We start from the raw sequence: 19,749 nt of genomic DNA on the forward strand, positions 1-19,749 counted from the left end.
TTTGCCCTGCCTCCTAAAATGGGCCATGTCCAAGACCTTTGATGTGTGTATTCGCGGCGATGGCGTGGTAGGCCGCACGCTGGCCCTGCTGCTGGCGCGCGAGCGCCTGCGCGTGGCTTTGGTCACCAGGCCTGAAAGGCCGCCGGGGATGCACACCATGCCCGACGTGCGTGCCTACGCCCTCAACAGCGCGTCTCGCAGCGTGCTGGAAACCCTGCGCGCCTGGCCCGACGCGGCCTTCGCCACGCCTGTGGTCGAAATGCAGGTTTGGGGAGACAACGGCGGCAAGCTGGATTTCACGGCGCGCAGTGTCGGCCAGGAAGCGCTGGCCTGGATTGTGGATGTCCCGGCGCTGGAGCATCAATTGAGCCAGGCGGTTCGCTACCAGCCGCAAATCGAGACGATGGACGCGCCTGCCAAGGCCGCGCTCAACGTAATCTGCGAAGGCCAGAAAAGCGCCAGCCGTGAAGAGTTCGCCCAGATCCGGCCGGTCAACTGGACCATCAAGCCCTATCCGCAAAAGGCCGTCGCGGCACGGCTTGAGCTGGACAAGCCCCATGGCGGCATTGCCCGCCAGTGGTTTACCCACGGCGACATACTGGCTCTTTTGCCTTTATCTGGTGCCAACGGGAACTTGGCGGCGCTGGTGTGGTCTGTCCCTGTACAGCGGGCCGCCATGCTCGAAAAAATGCCCGCGGAAGAGTTTTGTAACACCCTCAAGGCCGTGTGCGGCGAAGAGACCGGCAACCTGCGCCTGACAAGCGAGCGGGCAAGCTGGCAGCTTGCCCTGTCCAGCGCCGGGCACTGGGTCGGCCCCGGCTGGGCTTTGGCAGGCGATGCAGCGCATACGGTGCACCCGCTGGCCGGTCAAGGCTTGAACCTGGGCCTGGCCGATGCGGCTTGCCTGGCCGGGGTGATTTCACAACGTGAGTATTGGCGCGGATTGGGTGATGAAAAACTGTTGCGGCGCTACGAAAGGGCCCGCAAGGCCGACGTAGCGGCAATGGGCGCGGTCACCGACGGTTTGCACGGCATTTTTGCGCAAACCGATGGGCGCTGGCAGGCCCTGCGCAATTGGGGCATGAGGGGGTTTGAGCGCAGCGGTTTGCTCAAGGCCTGGCTGACGCGGCAAGCCGCAGGTTTATGAACGACTGAGAAACAGACTGGTACTGAAATGAAAATCGCGAAATTGATCGGCGTGCTCAGCCTGGCGGCGTTGGGCCTGGTTCCTGTTTTTGCGCAGGAAGCCGTCATCCGAAAAAACCTGTCCGAGAAATTTCCGGCTTTTGCAAAAATCGATGAGATCAGCAAGACACCGATGAACGGCCTCTATGAGGTACGCGTCGGTTTCAACATTTTCTACACCGACGAGCAGGGCAACTACCTGCTGGAAGGCCACCTGCTGGATGTGAAAACCCGCAAAAACCTGACCGAGGAGCGCATCGACAAGCTCAGCGCGGTTGCTTTCGAAAAACTTCCTTTGGCTGACGCTTTCAAGATTGTCCGCGGCGATGGCAAACGCAAGCTGGCAGTGTTCGAAGATCCCAATTGCGGCTACTGCAAGCATTTTGAACGCGACCTGACCAATGTGGACAACGTCACGGTCTACCTCTTTCTGTACCCCGTGCTTGGGGCGGATTCCATCCTCAAGTCGCGCAATATCTGGTGCGCCAGGGACAAAGCAAAATCCTGGAACGACTGGATGCTTCGCAATACCACGCCTGCAACGGCCGAATGCGACATCGCAGCCATCAAGCGAAACAGGGACTTTGGCCAGAAGTACAACATCACCGGCACACCCACCCTGATTTTTGCCGACGGATCCCGCGCACCCGGCGCGGTCAGTGCGCAGGAAGTCGAGAAAATGCTGTCAAGCGCAAAAGCCCCCTGACGGCTCAAGCGTACTTATTTAAAAAATACGCCACCAAGCCATACAGGGCGAGCGCAAGCAGCTATACATTTAATAGCAATAGCCCCTTTCCCGGTTCAGCGCCCCGGATGCACGTCAAGCGCCTGACCATGGACCTGGGGTATTCTTTGCACAACATGCCAGGCACCCAACGAAATACCCCCGTTCCCCTTCACTACCGCGTCGAAACAGGCGACCTGCACGCCCACCTCTTTCGCGTGACCCTCACGATCGCACAGCCTGACGCCTTACAAAGGGTCTCGCTGCCTGTGTGGATCCCCGGCAGCTACCTGGTGCGGGAATTCTCCAAAAACCTGCAGAACCTGGAGGCCCGCCAGACGGGCCGCACACCGCTTCGCGCCGAACAGCTCGACAAATGCACCTGGCAGATTCATTGCTCGCCCACCAAACCGCTGGTGCTGCGCTATGAGGTGTACGCCTATGACAACTCCGTGCGCAGTGCCTGGGTGGACGCCCATCGCGGCTTTTTCAACGGCACCAGCCTGTGCCTGAAAGTGCAGGGCCAGGAAAAAGCCGTGCACCTGCTGGAGATCCCCGCGCCGAAAGCCGCCAAGGGCTGGTCGCTGGCCACAGGGCTCACGCCGCAGGCAGTCAACAAGCATGGGTTTGGTACCTACCGGGCGGCCGACTACGACGAGCTGGTGGACTGCCCCGTGGAAATGGGCGCTTTCTGGAGCGGTACTTTCACTGCGCGCGGCGTGCCGCACCGCGTGGTGGTAGCGGGAGCGGCCCCGAGCTTCGACGGCGCCAGGCTGCTGGCGGACACCCAGAAGATTTGCGAAACGGAGATCCGCTTCTGGCATGGCGCGAAAAAGCCACCCTTCAAGAGTTACCTCTTCATGCTGAACGCGGTGGACGACGGCTATGGCGGGCTCGAGCACCGCAACTCGACTGCACTGATCTGCAACCGGAAGGACCTGCCGCGACTGGGTGAATCCCGCACGGCAGAAGGCTACACCACGCTGCGCGGCCTCATCAGCCACGAATATTTCCACACATGGAACGTCAAGCGGCTGCGTCCCGCGGAGTTTGAACGCTACGACTACGGCGTCGAGAATTACACCGGACTGCTGTGGTTTTTTGAGGGCTTCACCAGTTACTACGACGACCTGCTGCTGCGCCGCGCCGGCCTGCTGGACAACGCCGGCTACCTCAAGCTGCTCAACAAGACCATCAACCAGGTCATGCAGACCCCGGGCCGGCTGGTTCAGTCCGTCGCCCAGGCGAGCTTCGATGCCTGGGTGAAGTATTACCGGCAGGATGAAAATACGCCCAATGCCACCGTGAGCTACTACACCAAGGGTGCACTGGTGGCGCTGTGCTTTGACCTCACGCTTCGGGCAGAAGGCGGGGCAGCCAGGGGCGCGACACTGGACAACGTGATGCGCGCACTTTGGCTGCGCTGCAAAGCCGGCCCCCTGCACGAGACAGATTTTGCAGAGGAGCTTGCAGCCGCAGGACACCGCCCATTTGCCACCGAGCTGGCGCAATGGGTGCATGGGCGCGAAGAACTCCCGCTCAAGGCCTTGCTGGAACAGCATGGCGTGACGGTCGCCGAAGAACCTGCGCAACTGGCCCACCGGCTGGGCTTGCGCGCCAGTGAAAACCAGGGCGTGGTGCAGGTCAAGACCGTGCTGCGTGGCGGCGCTGCCGAGCATGCCGGGTTTGCGGCGGGAGATGAATGGCTGGGAGTGGAACCCATTGCCGCAGGCACACGGCAACCGCAGGGCGGTTGGCGCATGAACCGGCTCGATGACCTGCTGCACTACGCCGGCACAGCCAAAAAAGTCATTGCCCTGGTTTCACGCGACAAACGCCTGCTGCGGCTGGAGCTGTCCATGCCGCCCGCGCTGACCACCTGGCGCCTTGCGGTGCGGGATGCCGCGCTGATGGACCACTGGCTCGGCCAGAAAACCTGACCCGGCCTGGCGCGGCGCACCTCCCCAACAAGTTATTCGCCCTTGAATACGGCAGGACGCTTTTCAAGAAAGGCCGTCACGCCTTCCATGTAATCGTGGCTGCGCCCCAAGGCGGCCTGCATGTCGCGTTCCGCGTCGAGTTGCTGGTGCAGCGTGCGTGTGGCGCCTTCACGCATCAACTGGCGTGTGGCCACCAGCGCCAGGGTCGGCAGGCTGGCCAACCGCTGCGCCAGGGTGACAGCCGCCGTCACGGGGTCATCCGCCACCTGCCAGATCAAGCCCCATTCCAGCGCCTGCGCCGCCGGCAATTTGTCCCCTGTCAACGCCAGCCCCATGGCGCGGGCCATCCCCAGCTTTTGCACCAGCAGCCAGCTGCTGCCCGCATCGGGCACCAATCCGATCTTGCTGAATGCCTGGATGAAACTGGCGCCCGGTGCGGCCACGGCCATGTCGCACGTCATGGCCAACGATGCGCCGGCACCCGCGGCCACGCCGTTGACGGCTGCCACCGTCGGCATGCGCAGCCCCAGCAGTTTGCGGGCCGTGGGGTTGAAGGCCTGGTCAATGACGGGGCCTGGATTGGCGCGCTCAACCAGGTTGGGGCCGGGCGCGAAATCGAATTCGGACAGATCGGCACCGGCACAAAACCCGCGGCCGGCGCCAGTGATGACCAGAGCGCGAATCTGCGGATCAGCCTGCGCCTTGTCCAGGGCGGCCCACAGGTCGCGGTGCATCTGCCGGGTAAAGCTGTTCAGGGCCTGCGGACGGTTCAACGTGAGGATGCCCACGGCACCATCGATGGCATACAGAACGGTGGGATCGGCAGCGGAGCCGGTATGGGAAGCAGTCATGGCAGCAGTCTCCTGTTCCCGAATCTAGCATTGCGGCAAGCCATGGGCGGCCACGGCTCGTGGCATCATTGCCGGACGCATTTCCAGCCAAAGGACCTATTTCATGTCTTCCACGACCTACGAAACCATTGAAACCCGCACCGAAGGCCCGGACTCCCGCAAGGTTGGCATTGTCACGCTGAACCGGCCCAAGCAACTCAATGCATTGAACGACCAGCTCATGGATGAGCTGGGCCGGGCCCTCAAGGCGTTCGATGCCGATAACACCGTCGGCTGCATCATCCTGACCGGCAGCGAAAAGGCCTTTGCCGCCGGCGCCGACATCGGCGCCATGGCCACCTACAGTTTTTCCGACGTTTACAACAACGACTACATCACCCGCAACTGGGAGCAAATCCGCAGCATCCGCAAGCCGGTGATTGCTGCCGTCAGCGGCTTTGCGCTGGGCGGCGGCTGCGAGCTCGCCATGATGTGCGACTTCATCATCGCTGCCGACAACGCAAAGTTTGGCCAGCCTGAAATCAAGCTGGGCATCATTCCCGGCGCTGGCGGCACGCAGCGCCTGCCCCGTGCCGTGGGCAAGGCCAAAGCCATGGACATGACCCTGACGGGCCGCATGATGGATGCCCAGGAGGCAGAGCGTTCAGGCCTGGTCAGCCGTGTGGTGCCGCTGGAAAAGCTCATGGACGAAGCCCTGGGCGCCGCGCTGATGATCTGCAGCTACGGCCAGACCAGCGTCATGGCCGCCAAGGAAGCCCTCAACCGGGCATTTGAAAGCGGCCTCAGCGACGGCGTGATGTTCGAGCGTCGCCTGTTTCATTCGCTGTTTTCCACCGAAGACCAGAAAGAAGGCATGGATGCGTTCGTCAACAAACGCAAACCCGTCTTCAAACACCGCTGAAACCCAACCAGCAGGGGCTGCGGGACTGGCTCTGCCAGACCGCAGGCGCCGCCCCCTCGAGGGGGGAACAGGCTACACGCAGTGAGCCTGGACGGGGGTGGTTTTATAGTTATAATCTTGGGTTCGGTCGTATAGCTCAGTTGGTTAGAGCGCAGCATTCATAATGCTGATGTCGGTGGTTCAAGTCCACCTACGACCACCAGGAATGCGTCAAAGCCTCAGAGGGTCTTTCCCCCTGAGGCTTTGTTCTTTGTTATTCTTCCGTTTATTCACAGCCTCTGGACACATACCATGAACCGCTGCACTCCCCGCCTGGCCGCACTTCTGATGATGCTGGCAGCTTCTGCCGGCCTGCTGAGCCTGCCGGCCCTGGCCCAGACCGATTCGACCGAAGCCGTCAAGCCCAACATCCGGAAATTCCCTCCCAAAGCCGTCCGCGGCGAAATGGTGGTGGTGGCACCGCCGGTGATCTCCATGGACGGCAAGCAGGACCGGCTCTCCGTAGGCTCGCGCATTCACGACATCAACAACAATTTCGTGTTGTCTGGCCCACTCCTGAACCAGAAGCTGGTGGTGAACTACGTGCGCAGCAACACCGGCGAGGTGCATGAGGTCTGGATCCTCAACGCGGAAGAGGCCAAGGAAAAGCGGGCGGGCGGCACCGGCACGATTTTCAATTTCAGCAGCGGCACCCCTGCCAAGGCAGTGGACAACGGCAAGACGCCGTACGACCAGTTACCTGCCTACAAGCAGTAACGCTCGCAGCTTTAAGAAAAATCAGCCCCGCGCCCTTTAAACATGGGCGCAGGCAGCTATTAATTCAATAGCAGCCGCGGCAGCCCACGAAAACCGCCAATCGGTCAGCATCATGAGCAAAAAAGTCTTCATTAAAACCTTCGGTTGCCAGATGAACGAGTACGACTCGGACAAGATGTCCGACGTGCTCCATGCCGCCGAAGGCTACGAGCCCACCCAGGACATGGAACAGGCCGACCTGATCCTGTTCAATACCTGTTCTGTCCGGGAAAAAGCCCAGGAGAAAGTCTTCAGCGACCTGGGCCGCGTCAAGCACCTGAAAGAAAAAGGCGTGCTGATCGGCGTCGGCGGCTGTGTAGCCAGCCAGGAAGGCGCGGCCATCATCCAGCGCGCACCTTATGTCGATGTGGTCTTCGGCCCGCAGACGCTGCACCGCCTGCCGCAACTGCTGGCCAATCGGACCCGGCTGGGCAAGCCGCAGGTCGACATCAGCTTTCCCGAGATCGAAAAATTCGACCACCTGCCGCCGGCGCGCGTCGAGGGCGCCAGCGCCTTCGTGAGCATCATGGAAGGCTGCTCCAAATATTGCAGCTACTGTGTGGTGCCCTACACCCGCGGCGAAGAGGTCTCGCGGCCCTTCGAAGACGTGCTGGTCGAAGTCGCGGGCCTGGCCGACCAGGGCGTGAAAGAAGTCACCCTGCTCGGGCAAAATGTCAACGCTTACCGCGGCCCCATGGGTGGCACGGCCGAAATCGCCGACTTCGCAACCCTGCTCGAATATGTGTCCGACATCCCCGGCATCGAACGCATCCGCTATGTCACCAGCCATCCCAATGAGTTCACGCAGCGCCTGATCGACGCCTACGCCAAACTGCCCAAGCTGGTCAACCACCTGCACCTGCCGGTGCAACATGGCTCCGACCGCATTTTGATGGCCATGAAGCGCGGCTACACCGCCATGGAATACAAGAGCACCATCCGCAAGCTGCGCGCCATCCGCCCGGATCTGGCCATGAGCAGCGATTTCATCGTGGGTTTCCCCGGCGAGACCGAAGACGACTTTGGCAAGATGATGAAGCTGATCGACGAGATCGGCTACGACACCTCGTTCAGCTTCATTTACAGCCCGCGCCCCGGCACCCCCGCCGCAGCGCTGCATGACGACACGCCGCACGAGGTCAAGCTCAAGCGCCTGCAACATTTGCAGGCCACGATTGACGACAGCGTGCGCGCCATCAGCGCCAGCCGTCAGGGCACGGTGCAGCGCATTCTGGTGGAAGGCGCCTCGCGCAAGGACCCGACTGAACTCATGGGCCGCACGGAGTGCAACCGCGTGGTCAATTTCAAGGGCCAGCCGCGGCTGATCGGCCAGATGCTGGACATCACCATCACCCAGGCCACGCAGCGTTCGCTGCGCGGCGAAGTCCTGACGCGGGACGTCGCCGTGGCGGCCTGAGACCGCCCACGTTGCTCAAGCACTCGACACGCATGCTGCAACGATTTTCGTTCCGGCAACTTCTGGTGATCGCCTTCCTGCTGATTGCTGCCCTGCTGGGCGCCGCCTCGCTGCGGGCGCTGTTTACCCTGGAAGACCTTTCGCTGCAAAGCCGCAGCAATGCCGCACGTGCACTCGAACTCAGCAGCGCGGCGCAGTCCCTGGCCGAGCGTAGCGTATCGATGGAGCGTACATCCCGCCAGTCGGTCGTCCTCGACGACCGGGTATTGCGTGAGCGCTTCGGTGACGAGGCCCGTGAAGCTGCGAACATCCTGACCAATCTGGCGCGAGAAGACGTACCGGTGGCCAAAGCCCGGCAATGGCGCGCGCACATGCAGAGCATCGGCGATCTGCTGACCGGCCCGACGGGTACCGCGCTGGACCGGGAGCGCCAGCTGGCGCAGGAATTCCGCGAACTGGAAAGTGTCAACGCCGCCATTGCCGTGCAGGTGCAACAGGCGATTCAGCAACGCAACAAGTCGCTGGAGGGCAAGCTTGAGGCAAGCCGCCAGCGGCTGACCCAGCAGGTAACCTGGGCCATCGTGCTGGCTATCGCCATGGCGCTGGCGTTCGGCGTGTGGTTCACACTGCCGCTCAGGCGCCTGGAGAACGCCATCGTGGGCCTGGGGGAAAACCGGCTCGACCAGGTCATCACCATCCAGGGGCCGGCCGACCTGGCCCTGGTGGGACAGCGGCTGAATTGGCTGCGCCTGCGGCTGGTGGAGCTGGACGCCGACAAATCGCGTTTCCTGCGCCATATTTCGCACGAACTCAAAACACCGCTGGCATCGCTGCGCGAAGGAGTGTCGCTGCTGGAAGACGGTGTAGCCGGCACGCTGAGCAATGACCAGCGCGAAATAGCGCAAATCCTCAGGCACAACACCGGCGTACTGCAAAGCCAGATTGAAGACCTGCTGCGCTTTAATACGGCCGCGTTTGAGGCGCGCCAGTTGAATCGCCAGAATGTCGACCTGTTGCAACTCCTTGAGGAGCAGGTGTACGCGCAGCGCCTGCAGTGGCGCGCACGGGACCTGACAGTCAGCGTCGTCGGCGAGCCCGTTGTGATGGAAATTGACTCCGAAAAAATCGGCACTGCGCTGGCCAACCTCCTGTCCAACGCCATCCGCTATTCACCACCCAAAGGGCAGATCCGGCTGGAACTGAGTCCGCTGCGGGGCTTCGTCCGCATCGACATCCACGACCAGGGTGTCGGTGTGGCGCAGGCCGACCGCGAACGGATTTTCGAGCCCTTTTACCGCGGTGAACGCCAGCCGGTCGACGTGGTCCGGGGCAGCGGAATCGGCCTGTCCATCGTGCACGAGTACATCGCTGCACATGGCGGAAGCATTATCTTGATGCCGGACCAACCTGGTGCACACTTCAGAATCGAGCTTCCCCATGTTTCCAAGTACTGACCTCTCCCCCCTTTCGCTTGCGACCCGCCTCTCCGGGCGCGGCCTGCTGCCGGCCCTGGTGACGTCGGCATTGCTGGCCGCGTGCAGCAGCGGCGGCCCCGCCAACGAGCGCGCCCCTGACACCGCAGCCGTCCTTGCAGCCCGAGCCGCAGCCTCTGCCGCCGAAGCAGCGCGGGCCAGCGCCAGCCAGCCCGCGCCGCTCCCGGAATCGGTCGTTTTTGCCAGCGGTATGACCTTGCGCATGCTGGCTTACGCCGAGCGCGTACGCCTCATGCAGCCGCCGGAACTCACCCAGGAAACCGGACGGCTCGGAGACGCCGCCAGCCCCGAAGCGCAGCTTCAGCTCTCACTGGTGCTGGCCCAACTGCGGCAGCTGCCCGAACTGATACGTGCCCAGGAGCTGCTTGCCCGTGTATTAGGCAATGCCGATGCCCAGCCGCTGCATCCGCTGGCAAGGCTGCTGGCGTCACGTTATGCCGAACAGCGCCGTCTGGAAGAGCAGCTTGACAAACAAGGCCAGCAACTGCGCGATGCACAGCGCAGGCTGGACCAGACCAACGAGCGGCTGGAGGCGCTGAAGGCGATTGAACGCAGCCTGACCAGCCGGCCGCCGGCGGCAACGGCCTCGGCGCCCACACCCCCTGCCAGCCGGGCCCGCCCCGCCGCACCATGAACGATTCAGCCCTGACAGCACCCCACCTGCTCGTCGTTGATGATGACGCCGACATGCTGCGCCTGCTCACCATGCGGCTCACTGCAGCGGGTTATCGCGTCACGGCGGTCACGTCGGCCGAAGCGGCGCTGACGCAGCTTCATATTGAACGGCCGCAGCTGGTACTCAGCGATGTGCGGCTTCCCGGCCGGGACGGCCTGGCGCTGTTCGACGACATCCGCCAGCAGCATCCTTCACTGCCGGTGATTTTGCTGACCGCGCATGGCACCATTCCTGATGCCGTGGAAGCCACCGAACGCGGCGTGTTCACCTATCTCACCAAGCCCTTTGACGGCAAAAGCCTGCTTGACAAGATTGCCCAGGCGCTGGCGCTGAGCGCCCCCGTGAACCCGGCCAAACGGGGCAGCCCCGAAGCCTGGCAAAACCAGATCATCAGCCGCTCCAGCCGCATGGCAGAAGCCCTGGCTGAAGCCCGCATGGTGGCGCAGTCGGACGCCAGCGTGCTGCTGCGCGGTGAAAGCGGCACCGGCAAGGAGCTGCTCGCACAAGCCATCCACCAGGCAGGCGCACGGGCCAGCAAGCCCTTTATTGCCGTGAACTGTGGCGCCATTCCCGAGGCCTTGCTGGAATCCGAGCTGTTTGGCCATGTCAAGGGCGCCTTCACCGACGCGGTGGCCAATCACAAAGGCCTTTTCCAGGCCGCAGACGGCGGCACTCTGCTGCTCGATGAAATCGGTGACATGCCGCCCGCGCTCCAGGTCAAGCTGCTGCGCGTGTTGCAGGAACGCGTCGTGCGGCCGCTGGGCTCCAGCCAGTCGATTCCGGTGGATGTGCGCATCATCTCGGCCACGCATCGCGACCTTGACGCTGCCATGGCTGAGGGCCAGTTCCGTGCCGACCTTTATTACCGGCTCAACGTTGTCACGCTGACCTTGCCCCCGCTGTCGGAGCGCCGCGAAGATATCCCGTTGCTGGCCAACCACTTTCTCCTCAAACTGGCGGCCAAGTACGACAAGCGCCTGAGCGGTTTCGCACCTGAGGCCCTCAAGGCCCTGACCACGGCCGCCTGGCCAGGCAACGTGCGCCAGCTCTATAACGTGGTGGAGCAGGTTTGTGCTCTGTCCACCACCCCGCTGGTGCCGCTGGCGCTGGTGCAGCGGGCCTTGCGCTCACCCAGCGTGCAAGTGCTCACCTATGCGGAAGCCAGGCAACACTTCGAGCGGGATTACCTGGTCGGGCTGCTCAAATTGACAGACGGCAATGTGGCCGATGCGGCCCGGCTGGCGGACCGCAACCGGACCGAGTTTTACCGCCTGATGCAAAAGCACGGGCTAACGCCGGGCCACTTCAAGGCCTAGGCTTGTCCTGAGTTTGTCGCCATGCCGCCGCGTGCCGTCGCTGACTGGCGACAGGTTTAAGCCTTTGATTTAAAACAATTTAATCCAAACACCCGCGAAACTTGTCGCTGATTGGCGACAAAAACAGGGGTTTTGGGTGCTCCTGTGACTGATTACATTTGGTTATGTCAGGTATCACGTTTAAGTCATTGATTTAAAACAGTTTTTTAAAGTTGGCACAGGGTTTGCCCTAGTCATGGCATGCCAGCTTTTTTCCTGCCTTTTTTCGACACCTCCGGCGGCCGCAACCGCCGCGGCAGCTTTCTCCTGCGGGCCCGTATCGCAGCCTACGCAAGCCTTGCGGTACTGACGCTCGCAGCGGGCCAGGCATACGCCTTCAACCTGGACGATGTGGCCGCAATCGCCCGCCAGCGCTCACAAGCGCCCTGGCGCGAGGCGTCTCATGCCGTGCCCACCGAGCTCGCCAGGATGGCGTACGACGACTACCGCGACATCCGTTTCAACGCCGCCAGCACGCTGTGGCGCGCAGACAAACTGCCCTTTGAGGCGAATTTTTTCCACGTCGGCCGGCATGGTGACTCGGTGCGCATTCACGAAATCACGACAAGCGGCGTGAAGCGTGTGTCCTACGACCCGGCCACATTCGATTTCGGAAAAAACAAGTTGTCACCTGAGACTTGGGGCGACCTGGGCCACGGCGGGGTGCGCTTTTTCAGCAACCTCAACTCGCCCACCTACAAGGACGAGCTGGCCGTATTCACCGGCGCAACCTACTTCCGCGCGTTGGGTTCGGGCCAGCGCTACGGCCTCTCGGCACGCGGCCTGGCCGTCGACACCGCCGGTGGTGCGGGCGGCGCCAAGGAAGAGTTTCCCCGTTTCACGGATTTCTGGCTGCAAAGGCCCACGGGTGACGGCAAGCAACTGACAGTGTTCGCCGTGATGGATTCGCAGCGCATGACGGGCGCCTACCGTTTTGACATCCAGGCCGGCGAGCAAACCACCACGAATGTCCAGGCGCGCATTTTCATGCGCCCGGCCACAACCTCCGGCAACAGCGCGCCCGTGACCTCGCTGGGCATCGCGCCCCTGACCAGCATGTTTTTCTCTGGCGAAAACCAGCCCCGCCCCGGCGATTTCCGGCCCGAAGTGCACGACTCCGACGGCCTGATGATGGCTACGGGTGACGGTGAATGGCTCTGGCGGCCCCTGCAAAATCCGTCCTCCCCGCTGGTGACGTCTTTCGCCATGAAGTCGCTCAAGGGCTTTGGCCTGATGCAACGCGACCGCGCCTTTTCCAACTACGAAGACACCGAAGCCCGGTATGAGACGCGGCCCAGCGCCTGGGTCACGCCCGTGGGCGACTGGGGCGCCGGCCGGGTCGAGCTGTTTCAATTTGCCACGCCGGATGAGACCCATGACAACGTGGTGGCCTATTGGGTACCCGAAAAAATGCCAGCACCTGGCCAGTCGCTGGACATCGCCTGGCAAATCAGCTGGCAGGGCAAGAACCAGCAACTGCCACCCAACAGCTGGGTCACGCAATCACGCCGCGGCACCGGGTACTCGAAGGCCGGAACCGATCTCACGGGCCAGGTCCAGTACGTCATCGACTTTGCCGGCCCGGCGCTGGACGCGCTGCCCGAGGACGCCAAGGTCGAAGCCATCTCCAGCGCCAACGCCAATGGCCGTGTGCTCGAAAGCATGGCCTACAAGAATCCCGCCACCGGCGCATGGCGCATGACGCTGCGCGTGCTGCGGCTGAACCCGGCCCAGCCTGTTGAGCTGCGCGCCTTCCTCAAACATGACAACCACACTGTGAGCGAAACATGGACCAACCTGATCACACTCTGACTCCATCCGCTGCACGCAGCGCCCTGCGCGAGGAACGCCACCCCAATTCGGTGACCGCGCCACCGCTGAATCGCGGCTCCATGGTGCCCCGGCCCTGGCGTGGCTTCTGGAACAGCATGGCCACCGCGCTGCTGCTGCCGATGCTGTCGATATTCCGGGCCGCCGGGCCGGCACCATCCCATCGCCTGCCTGCCGCCCGGCTTGAACGCTGGCAGCACGCAGCCCGGCGCCGGCGCACAGTATTCCTGCTGCTGACGGTCATCAGTACCGTGCTGGCAACCAGCATCTTTGCGGACATGCAGCCCGACTATGACAACGCCTGGTTGCAGTACGGCCAGATCAGCCTGTTTGCCCTTCTGTCAGCCTGGGTAGTGACCGGTTTCATGACGGCGATGATGGGCTTTTACGTCACGATCTTCGGTGACAAACACGCGCTGTCGGCGAAAAAAGTCCAGCACTATCCGCTGGATGCGTCCACACGCACCGCGATCATCATGCCGATCTGCAATGAAGATGTGCGCACCGTGTTCGCCGGCCTGCGTGCCACCTGCGAGTCGGTCGCGATGACAGGGCATGTGCAGAGCTTTGACGTCTTCGTGCTGTCGGACAGCAGCAACCCGGCCATCATCAAGGCCGAGCGCGCCGCCTGGGAAGACCTGCGCACCCAGCTGGCAGGCCACCCCGACCAGCCGCAAATCGAGGTCTACTACCGCCTGCGCAAACGCCGCACCGACCGCAAGGCCGGCAATGTGGCCGACTTCTGCCGCCGCTGGGGCAAGGATTACCGCTACATGGTGGTGCTGGACGCCGACAGTGTGATGAGCGGCGACTGCCTGGTTTCCATGGTCAAGTTGATGGAAGCCAACCCCAAGGCCGGCATCATCCAGACCGCGACCCAGGCCATCGGCCACGTCACGCTGCACGCACGGGCACAGCAGTTCGCCTCACGCGTGACCGGGCGCCTCTTCACGCTGGGCATGCAGTTCTGGCAGATGGGCGAGTCCCACTACTGGGGTCACAACGCCATCATCCGCATTGAGCCCTTCATGAAGCATTGCGCGCTGGCGCATATCAAGGGCACGGGCGGCATGGCCGGCAGCATCATGTCGCACGATTTTGTCGAGGCCGCGCTGATGCGCCGCGCCGGCTACCACGTGTGGCTGGTGGGCGACCTGGTGGGCAGCTACGAGCAGCAGCCGCCGGATTTGCTGGCCGAGCTGCAGCGCGACCGCCGCTGGTGCCAGGGCAACCTGCAAAACTCCCGCCTGATCGCCGAGCCGGGTATCCACCCGGTGCACCGCTCGATGTTTGGCACGGGCGCGATGGCGTACCTGTCGGCGCCACTGTGGCTGTGCTTCCTCACGCTGGGAACGGCGCTCTGGCTGTCGGGCTCGCCGATGATTGCCGACTGGATGCTGCTGCCCGGCGAGCTGATGGCGCTTTGGGGCTGGACGCTGTGCATGCTGTTTTTGCCGCGCGTCCTGGGCATCGTGGCCGTGCTGGTCAACCGCCAGCAGCAATCCTATGGCGGCACCGTCGCCCTGCTGCGCAGTGCTTTGCTGGAAACCCTGATCGCACTGCTGCAGGCCCCCATCCGCATGCTCGCGCATTCGCTGTTTGTGGTGGTGGCCCTCACCGGCCTGAAGCTTGAATGGAAATCGCCCCCGCGCGAAGCGGCCGCTGTGCCCTGGCGCCATGCGCTGGCGCAGCTGGCGCCCATGTCCGGCGTGATTGCGCTGCTGGCTGTCGGCATTGCCGTGATCGATGCACGGGCTTTGATCTGGCTGATCCCGGTCGGCCTGCCGCTGCTGCTGGCGATCCCGATGACGGTGCTCACCAGCAAGGTCGGCGTGGGCACGGCCCTGCGTGCGCAGAACTACCTGCTGATCCCGGAAGAGACCCGTTCGCCGGCAGTGCTGCGACGCGCCTGGCTGCATGCAAGCCGGCTGGCCAAGCCACGGCTGAAGGCGGCCTGAAAATGGCCCGACTTCCGGGCAACCCATGAAAAAAGCCGCTTGGAGCGGCTTTTTTCATGACAGGTGGACGCTATTAATTCAGGAGCTGGTTGCGCCCGTCCTTATTGGGCTGCAGCCATTTTCCCTTAAACAGCGAATTGATCAAAACTTGGGCATGCCTTTCATGCCGCCCATGCGTTTCATCATTTTCATCATCCCGCTGCCCTTCATCTTCTTCATCATGCCCTGCATCTGCTCGAATTCATTGAGCAGGCGGTTGACTTCCTGAACATGCACGCCGGAGCCGGCGGCAATACGGCGCTTGCGGGTCGCCTTGATGAGTTCGGGCTTTCGGCGCTCCAGCGGCGTCATGCTCTGGATGATGCCTTCCTTGCGCTTGATGTCTTTTTCAGCCTTGTCCATGTCGACCTGGCCGGCCTTGGCCGCCATTTGCGCGGGCAGCTTTTCCAGAAGGCTGGAGAGCCCGCCCATGTTCTTCATTTGCTGCAACTGGCTCAGGAAGTCGTTGAGGTCAAAGCCGTCGCCGGACTTGATCTTGGCGGCGAGCTTCTGGGCAGAGGCCATGTCCACCCCGGCGGCCACCTGCTCGACCAGCGCCAGAATATCGCCCATGCCGAGGATGCGGCCGGCGTGGCGCTCGGCGTCGAACACCTCCAGGCCGTCGATTTTCTCGCTGGTACCGGAGAATTTGATGGGGGCGCCGGTGATCTGGCGCACGCTGAGCGCCGCACCGCCCCGTGAATCGCCGTCGGTCTTGGTCAGGATGATGCCGGTGAGCGGCAGGGCTTCCTTGAAGGCCTTGGCGGTGTTGACCGCATCCTGACCCTGCATTGCGTCGACCACGAACAGCGTTTCAACCGGGTTCAGGATCGCATGCAGCTCCTTGATTTCGGCCATCAGGGCCTCGTCAATGGCCAGGCGACCGGCCGTGTCGACCAGCAGCACATCAAAAAAGTGCTTGCGGGCGTAGTCAATGGCGGCTCGCGCGATGTCGGCCGGTTTCTGGTCCGGTGTGCTGGGGAACCATTCGGCGCCGGCCTGTTTGGTAACCGTCTTGAGCTGTTCAATGGCAGCAGGGCGGTAGACGTCGCCCGAGACAGTCAGCACCTTTTTCTTGCGCTTTTCAATCAGGTGCTTGGCCAGCTTGGCAGTGGTGGTGGTTTTACCCGCGCCCTGCAGGCCGGCCATCAGGATGACCGCCGGCGGCTGGGCCGCCAGGTTGATGTCGCTTACGCCCTCGCCCATGGTGGCGGCGAGTTCCTTGTTGACAATGCCCACCAGCGCCTGGCCCGGCGACAGCGAACCCATCACTTCCTGGCCCAGCGCTTTTTCCTTGACCCGGGCAATGAAGTCGCGCACCACCGGCAGCGCAACGTCGGCCTCGAGCAAGGCCATGCGTACCTCGCGCAGCATGTCCTGCACATTGGATTCGGTGATGCGGGCCTGGCCTCGCATTTCCTTGACGAGGCGGGATAACTTGTCGGTAAGAGCTGAGGCCATGGGAAGGCGCCACGAACGCGGCGCAGTTAGGTGGAAAAGAAAGGCTGTAGCGGAAGGCTGCCAGAAAGGGGGAAAAGAGGCAGTAAAGGCTAAACTCTAGCCATGATTTTAGCTTTGAGCGACTGGTGGGGTCTTGCAGCGGCAGCCGGTGCTGCCGTCGCCTACGCTGCATTGGCACTAGGCTCCCCGCGCCTCGGCCCCGCCGCCATCCGCGGCCTGCTGCTGGCGGCCTGGCTGTTGCACGTGCTGGCGCTGGCCGATGGCCTGCTGGGAGAGCCCCCGCGTTTCGGCTTTGCACCGGCGCTGTCCATGACAGTCTGGCTGGTGCTGACCGTTTACGCCATCGAAAGCCGCCTGTTTCCACAACTCCAGGCCCACTGGGCGTTGGCAGGGCTGGGCAGCGCAGCTGTCATCCTGACGGTCATTTTCCCCGGTACCACCTACCACGCCATCGCATCCCCCTGGCTGCCGTTGCACTGGGCCCTGGGCATTGCGTCTTATGGGCTGTTTGCCGCCGCAGTGGTGCACGGCTGGCTGATGACGCGCTCCGAGCGCTCCATCCGGCTGGCCGCACAAACCGATGCGGGTGTGCCGCTGTTGACGCTGGAGCGGCTCACCTTCCGCTTCGTGGAGGCCGGCTTTGTATTGCTGTCGGCCACGCTGTTTGTAGGCTGGCTGTTCGCCGAAACACTCTACGGGCCCGGCCTGGCCTGGAAATGGAACCATAAAACCGTGTTTTCAGTACTGGCCTGGCTGACGTTTGCCGGCCTGCTGATCGGCCGGGCGCGCCTCGGATGGCGTGGCCGCAAGGCCGTCCGTGTGTTGTACCTGGGCTCCGGCCTGCTGTTGCTGGGCTACGCCGGTTCGCGCTTTGTACTTGAAGTCATTCTGAGGCGGGCATGAAATACTTTCTGGTCATGGCACTCGTGCTGGTGGTTTTCTGGCTCTGGCGCCACAACCGTGATGCGGAAAGAAAAGACGCCGCGGCCACCCGTCCCCCACAGGCGCCGGGCCGCGAAACTGCCGTCGCGGAGATGGTCGCATGCGATATCTGTCGCGTGCATTTGCCGAAATCCGACGCACTGATAGGCGACAAGGGCATTTATTGCAGTGACGCGCATCGCCGCCAGGCAGGAGACTAGGGCCTGCTAACACTATGTTTACAAATGCGAATGGGGTGAAAACGGCGCCAATCAAGGCGCGCGACGAATCCCAGACCGGGAGTCTGGGTGAGGAGCGCAACGCCGAGTGGCGCCGTTTTCACCCCATTCCCTCCGGGTTGCGCTCAAAAAGGCCTTGCGCGGCGTTGCAAAGCCTTGACGGGGTCTACCCCGCCTGCGTTTTGCGCCTTGCTCAAGGCCTTTTTGAGCGCAACGCATCTTGCAAACATAGTGTTAGCAGGCCCCAATGAGCACGCCATCCCACTGGTTTGAAACGGGGGGCAAGGCATCAGGCGTGTGGGAGGCCGTGCCCGAACTGGGTTCCTTCGGCCGTCTGTGGCGTGTCTTCATGACGGCACGCGTTGCCATCGCCGCGGTACTCGTCATCCTGCAGGCGGTTATCTACGCATTGGGCAACATCACCAACCACTGGTCCATTGCGGTCTGCATAGCCTACCTGTGCGCCACGCTGGCCGTGCGAGTTTGGGCCAAGCCGCGGCCGCCGGGCAGCACCTTTGACGCACAGTGGGTATTGACCATCGGCGTGGACGTCATCACGTTCTCAACACTCAATGTCCTGCAATCGAGCGGCATCAATTACACGCCCCTGTTTGCCTTGCCGGTGCTCCTCGCTTCCATCCTCGGGCCGATTTTGCTGGCCTTCGGAACCGCTGCCACCGTGACGCTGCTGCTGCTTGCCGACGCGTGGTGGAGCTCACTCCAGGTGCTGGGCGATTTCAATGCGCGATTCCTTCAGTCGGGCTTGAGCGGTTCCGGTTTTTTCCTGGTCGCACTGCTTGCGAACCACCTGGCGTTGCGGCTTGCCCGTGAAGAACAATTGGCAAAACGCAGCCAGTCCGCCGCGCGCATGCAGACGCAGGTGAACGAGCTGGTCATTGAAACATTGGCCGACGGCGTGCTGGTGGTCGATATCAACGGCATCGTCCGATCGGCCAATCCGGCGTCCAGGCGCCTGCTGGGAGCCCGGGGCTCGGTTCGCAGCGCGCCTTTCATCCTCGTCATGGAAGCGGCCTGGCTGCCCCTGGCCGAATTGATGCATAGCACGTTCAGCACGCAAACCCCCCAGGAAGCGGACATCAGCCTTGGATACCCAGGCAGTAATACCCGGCGCCTTCATGTACGCACACGCCTTGCCGCATCAAAAAACGGCACCCACGAAAGCCTTTGTGTGATGTTCCTGGAAGACCTGCGTGAAATGGAAGCCCGCGTGAGGACCGAGAAGATGGCCGCCATGGGACGCATGTCGGCCGCGGTGGCACACGAAATCAGAAATCCACTGGCGGCAATCTCCCAAGCCAATGCCTTGCTGGAAGAAGACCTGCAGGACGAGCCGCACCGCCAGCTCACCGGCATGATCCGGCAAAATGCACAACGTCTCGCCAAAATCGTCGATGAGGTACTGAACATCTCACGTGCCCAGGCACATCTGCCCTCGCCGCAAACCACCACCCTGGCACTGGACGAAACCGCCCACAAGATTGCCACGGACTGGGCAGGGCAGACTGAAGCGTCCCGACGCATGAAGATCACGGCAGATTCGGGTAACGCCGTTGTGTGCTTTGAGCCCGAGCATTTGCGCCGCCTCATGGTCAATCTGCTGGACAACGCCCTGCGTTATGCCAGCACATCTTCGCAGGCCATTGAAGTCTCCACCCAGCTCGTTACGCCCGGGCAGGCCCGTTTGTCCGTATGGAGCGATGGCCAACCCATGGAGCAAACCGTGCAGACACACTTGTTCGAACCATTTTTCTCCTCTGAAAGCCGCTCCAGCGGGCTGGGCCTGTACATTTGCCGTGAATTGTGCGAACGCTATGGCGCCCTGATCGGCTACCAGCGCGTGCAGCGAAGCGGCATTGAGGGAAACGAATTTTTTGTCATATTCGCACCCTCCAGTCCGTCTATGACCTTGCCTGCGGCTTCTTTTGCCACAATGCCAACCTGAA

Annotated in this window: 16 protein-coding genes and 1 tRNA gene; 15 read left to right on the forward strand and 2 right to left on the reverse strand. The window is 62.5% G+C overall.

Features of this window, described 5'->3' with window-relative positions; translation table 11 throughout:
• Positions 1 to 25: 25 nt before the first annotated feature.
• From AC1D1J_RS08395 to AC1D1J_RS08405, 3 genes are all read left to right on the forward strand, one after another.
• Entirely contained in the window at positions 26 to 1,147 is a 1,122-nt protein-coding gene (locus tag AC1D1J_RS08395; RefSeq protein WP_477687300.1) for an FAD-dependent monooxygenase, read from the forward strand.
• 27 nt (positions 1,148 to 1,174) lie between these two features.
• Positions 1,175 to 1,891 (forward strand): DsbC family protein, encoded by a 717-nt coding sequence (locus AC1D1J_RS08400; RefSeq protein ID WP_477687299.1) that lies wholly within the window; start codon positions 1,175 to 1,177, stop codon positions 1,889 to 1,891.
• A gap of 155 nt (positions 1,892 to 2,046) precedes the next feature.
• A complete protein-coding gene (locus AC1D1J_RS08405) occupies positions 2,047 to 3,849 on the forward strand; it encodes a M61 family metallopeptidase (RefSeq protein ID WP_477694393.1) in 1,803 nt (600 codons plus the stop codon).
• A 32-nt stretch (positions 3,850 to 3,881) separates the two neighbouring features.
• Here AC1D1J_RS08405 and AC1D1J_RS08410 read toward each other — a convergent pair whose 3' ends face one another.
• The gene (locus tag AC1D1J_RS08410; RefSeq protein WP_477694394.1) at positions 3,882 to 4,700 is read right to left on the reverse strand and encodes an enoyl-CoA hydratase-related protein; all 819 of its coding nucleotides are present in this window, start codon (positions 4,698 to 4,700) and stop codon (positions 3,882 to 3,884) included.
• Positions 4,701 to 4,803: 103 nt separating this feature from the next.
• Between AC1D1J_RS08410 and AC1D1J_RS08415 the strand changes: the two genes are divergently transcribed.
• The 9 genes from AC1D1J_RS08415 (at position 4,804) to mdoH (ending at position 15,125) form a co-directional block, all read left to right on the forward strand.
• Entirely contained in the window at positions 4,804 to 5,601 is a 798-nt protein-coding gene (locus tag AC1D1J_RS08415; protein ID WP_477694395.1) for an enoyl-CoA hydratase, read from the forward strand.
• Positions 5,602 to 5,726: 125 nt separating this feature from the next.
• Positions 5,727 to 5,803 (forward strand) — tRNA-Met (locus AC1D1J_RS08420).
• An 89-nt stretch (positions 5,804 to 5,892) separates the two neighbouring features.
• A complete protein-coding gene (locus tag AC1D1J_RS08425) occupies positions 5,893 to 6,357 on the forward strand; it encodes a hypothetical protein (protein ID WP_477687295.1) in 465 nt (154 codons plus the stop codon).
• A 112-nt stretch (positions 6,358 to 6,469) separates the two neighbouring features.
• Positions 6,470 to 7,813 (forward strand): tRNA (N6-isopentenyl adenosine(37)-C2)-methylthiotransferase MiaB, encoded by a 1,344-nt coding sequence (gene miaB, locus AC1D1J_RS08430; RefSeq protein ID WP_477687294.1) that lies wholly within the window; start codon positions 6,470 to 6,472, stop codon positions 7,811 to 7,813.
• A 32-nt stretch (positions 7,814 to 7,845) separates the two neighbouring features.
• Positions 7,846 to 9,267 carry a sensor histidine kinase gene (locus tag AC1D1J_RS08435; RefSeq protein ID WP_477694396.1) on the forward strand — a complete coding sequence of 474 codons (1,422 nt, stop codon included), beginning with the start codon at positions 7,846 to 7,848 and terminating at the stop codon, positions 9,265 to 9,267.
• Positions 9,251 to 9,940 (forward strand): hypothetical protein, encoded by a 690-nt coding sequence (locus tag AC1D1J_RS08440; protein WP_477687292.1) that lies wholly within the window; start codon positions 9,251 to 9,253, stop codon positions 9,938 to 9,940. Before AC1D1J_RS08435 ends, AC1D1J_RS08440 begins: the two co-directional genes overlap by 17 nt.
• A complete protein-coding gene (locus AC1D1J_RS08445) occupies positions 9,937 to 11,298 on the forward strand; it encodes a sigma 54-interacting transcriptional regulator (RefSeq protein ID WP_477687291.1) in 1,362 nt (453 codons plus the stop codon). The genes AC1D1J_RS08440 and AC1D1J_RS08445 overlap by 4 nt, the downstream gene beginning before the upstream one ends.
• 240 nt (positions 11,299 to 11,538) lie before the next feature.
• Positions 11,539 to 13,149 carry a glucan biosynthesis protein G gene (locus AC1D1J_RS08450; RefSeq protein ID WP_477694397.1) on the forward strand — a complete coding sequence of 537 codons (1,611 nt, stop codon included), beginning with the start codon at positions 11,539 to 11,541 and terminating at the stop codon, positions 13,147 to 13,149.
• A complete protein-coding gene (gene mdoH / locus AC1D1J_RS08455) occupies positions 13,125 to 15,125 on the forward strand; it encodes a glucans biosynthesis glucosyltransferase MdoH (protein ID WP_477694398.1) in 2,001 nt (666 codons plus the stop codon). The genes AC1D1J_RS08450 and mdoH overlap by 25 nt, the downstream gene beginning before the upstream one ends.
• Positions 15,126 to 15,266: 141 nt before the next feature.
• On the opposite strand, the gene ffh is transcribed toward mdoH, so the two are convergent.
• Positions 15,267 to 16,625: a signal recognition particle protein gene (ffh, locus tag AC1D1J_RS08460; RefSeq protein WP_457281060.1), complete on the reverse strand. Its 1,359-nt coding sequence runs from the start codon at positions 16,623 to 16,625 to the stop codon at positions 15,267 to 15,269.
• 102 nt (positions 16,626 to 16,727) lie between these two features.
• Between ffh and AC1D1J_RS08465 the strand changes: the two genes are divergently transcribed.
• From AC1D1J_RS08465 to AC1D1J_RS08475, 3 genes are all read left to right on the forward strand, one after another.
• A complete protein-coding gene (locus AC1D1J_RS08465) occupies positions 16,728 to 17,528 on the forward strand; it encodes a cytochrome C assembly family protein (RefSeq protein WP_477687288.1) in 801 nt (266 codons plus the stop codon).
• On the forward strand, positions 17,525 to 17,767 hold the full coding sequence (locus AC1D1J_RS08470) for a PP0621 family protein (protein WP_477694399.1): 243 nt from the start codon (positions 17,525 to 17,527) through the stop codon (positions 17,765 to 17,767). Before AC1D1J_RS08465 ends, AC1D1J_RS08470 begins: the two co-directional genes overlap by 4 nt.
• Positions 17,768 to 18,032: 265 nt before the next feature.
• Positions 18,033 to 19,748, forward strand: a complete 1,716-nt coding sequence (locus AC1D1J_RS08475; protein WP_477694400.1) for a two-component system sensor histidine kinase NtrB — start codon at positions 18,033 to 18,035, stop codon at positions 19,746 to 19,748.
• The last annotated feature ends 1 nt before the right edge of the window (position 19,749 follow it).

The sequence above is a fragment of the Polaromonas sp. P1_F8 genome (assembly GCF_056405635.1).

Coding starts and splice junctions, on each gene's coding strand:
- AC1D1J_RS08395 (WP_477687300.1), top strand. CDS start 26: ATGTCCAAGACCTTTGATGTGTGTATTCGCGGCGATGGCGTGGTAGGC.
- AC1D1J_RS08400 (WP_477687299.1), top strand. CDS start 1,175: ATGAAAATCGCGAAATTGATCGGCGTGCTCAGCCTGGCGGCGTTGGGC.
- AC1D1J_RS08405 (WP_477694393.1), top strand. CDS start 2,047: ATGCCAGGCACCCAACGAAATACCCCCGTTCCCCTTCACTACCGCGTC.
- AC1D1J_RS08410 (WP_477694394.1), bottom strand. CDS start 4,700: ATGACTGCTTCCCATACCGGCTCCGCTGCCGATCCCACCGTTCTGTAT.
- AC1D1J_RS08415 (WP_477694395.1), top strand. CDS start 4,804: ATGTCTTCCACGACCTACGAAACCATTGAAACCCGCACCGAAGGCCCG.
- AC1D1J_RS08425 (WP_477687295.1), top strand. CDS start 5,893: ATGAACCGCTGCACTCCCCGCCTGGCCGCACTTCTGATGATGCTGGCA.
- miaB (WP_477687294.1), top strand. CDS start 6,470: ATGAGCAAAAAAGTCTTCATTAAAACCTTCGGTTGCCAGATGAACGAG.
- AC1D1J_RS08435 (WP_477694396.1), top strand. CDS start 7,846: ATGCTGCAACGATTTTCGTTCCGGCAACTTCTGGTGATCGCCTTCCTG.
- AC1D1J_RS08440 (WP_477687292.1), top strand. CDS start 9,251: ATGTTTCCAAGTACTGACCTCTCCCCCCTTTCGCTTGCGACCCGCCTC.
- AC1D1J_RS08445 (WP_477687291.1), top strand. CDS start 9,937: ATGAACGATTCAGCCCTGACAGCACCCCACCTGCTCGTCGTTGATGAT.
- AC1D1J_RS08450 (WP_477694397.1), top strand. CDS start 11,539: ATGCCAGCTTTTTTCCTGCCTTTTTTCGACACCTCCGGCGGCCGCAAC.
- mdoH (WP_477694398.1), top strand. CDS start 13,125: ATGGACCAACCTGATCACACTCTGACTCCATCCGCTGCACGCAGCGCC.
- ffh (WP_457281060.1), bottom strand. CDS start 16,625: ATGGCCTCAGCTCTTACCGACAAGTTATCCCGCCTCGTCAAGGAAATG.
- AC1D1J_RS08465 (WP_477687288.1), top strand. CDS start 16,728: ATGATTTTAGCTTTGAGCGACTGGTGGGGTCTTGCAGCGGCAGCCGGT.
- AC1D1J_RS08470 (WP_477694399.1), top strand. CDS start 17,525: ATGAAATACTTTCTGGTCATGGCACTCGTGCTGGTGGTTTTCTGGCTC.
- AC1D1J_RS08475 (WP_477694400.1), top strand. CDS start 18,033: ATGAGCACGCCATCCCACTGGTTTGAAACGGGGGGCAAGGCATCAGGC.